Source organism: Hyphobacterium vulgare (assembly GCF_042643335.1).
Classification (GTDB): domain Bacteria; phylum Pseudomonadota; class Alphaproteobacteria; order Caulobacterales; family Maricaulaceae; genus Hyphobacterium; species Hyphobacterium vulgare.
This window is the reverse complement of record NZ_JBHRSV010000027.1, coordinates 1-1,029: the sequence shown is the minus strand read 5'-3', so window position 1 is coordinate 1,029 and position 1,029 is coordinate 1. Positions and strand designations below refer to the sequence as shown.

Here is a 1,029-nt window from a genome sequence, read left to right as displayed (position 1 = left end):
CCCTGAGTTCTCAAACGAAGTGCAACACCTTCCTAGGGTGTTGCGATGGGACAGCGATATCGACATTTCAGCGTTGAGGAACGGGTTGAGATTTCCCGTCTATCGGGCGAAGGCCGTTCGATCCGGCAAATCGCTGCAGCTCTGGATCGCGCGCCATCGTCCGTGGCTCGCGAGCTGAAACGCAACACCGGAGCGGCCGACTACAAACCCGTCTTTGCCGATGAACAGGCGCGCGCGCGGCGATGGACCGGCAGCCGGCTCGACCGCAATGGCGAGCTGCGCGACCGCGTGCTCAGCCAGCTGAAGGCGGGCTGGTCGCCCGAGCAGATCGTCGGGCGGGCCCGTTCGGCCGGGGAAGACATGGTCGGGGTGGAGACCATCTACCGCTTCGTCTACGCCCAGATCACCCGCCACAACGACTATACCTGGCGGCGCTATCTGCCCCGCGCCAAATCCCGCCGCGGCTGGCGCCCCACCCCGGGGGGAAGCCCGGCTCTGCATATCAGTCACAGGACGCCGCTCGCCGAACGTCCCGCCGAGATCGCCCTGCGCCTCGATCCCGGTCATTGGGAAGCCGACCTGATGGCCTTCGCCCGCTACGGACAGCACATCCTCATGCTGCACGAGCGCATGAGCCGCGCCCTCGTGGCCGCACGCATCGCCTCCAAGCACGCCGAGCCAGTCGCCGGAGCCATCGCCGCCGCTCTCTCGGGCTTGCCACCGGCCCTGCGCCAGACCGTCACCTTCGACAACGGAACCGAGTTCGCCCGGCACTACGATCTCGGCACGCTCGGGATCCGGACCTACTTCTGCGATCCCCACGCCCCGTGGCAGAAGGGCGGCATCGAAAACGCCATCGGCCGCATGCGCCGCTTCCTGCCGCGAAAGACCGATCTCGCCGAACTCGACGAGCCGACCTTCGCCATCATGCTGGCCGCCTACAACAACACCCCGCGCAAATGCCTTGACTACAGAACCCCCGCAGAGGCCTTCTCAGACCACCTGTTGCACTTCAAACGAGAATCCACC

The 1,029-nt window shown here is 66.0% G+C and carries 1 protein-coding gene; it reads left to right on the top strand.

Annotation, left to right across the window (positions count from 1 at the left end; translation table 11 throughout):
• Window positions 1–45: 45 nt before the first annotated feature.
• On the top strand, window positions 46–1,029 hold a 984-nt coding region (locus ACFOOR_RS12365; RefSeq protein WP_343165815.1), incomplete at its 3' end, for an IS30 family transposase.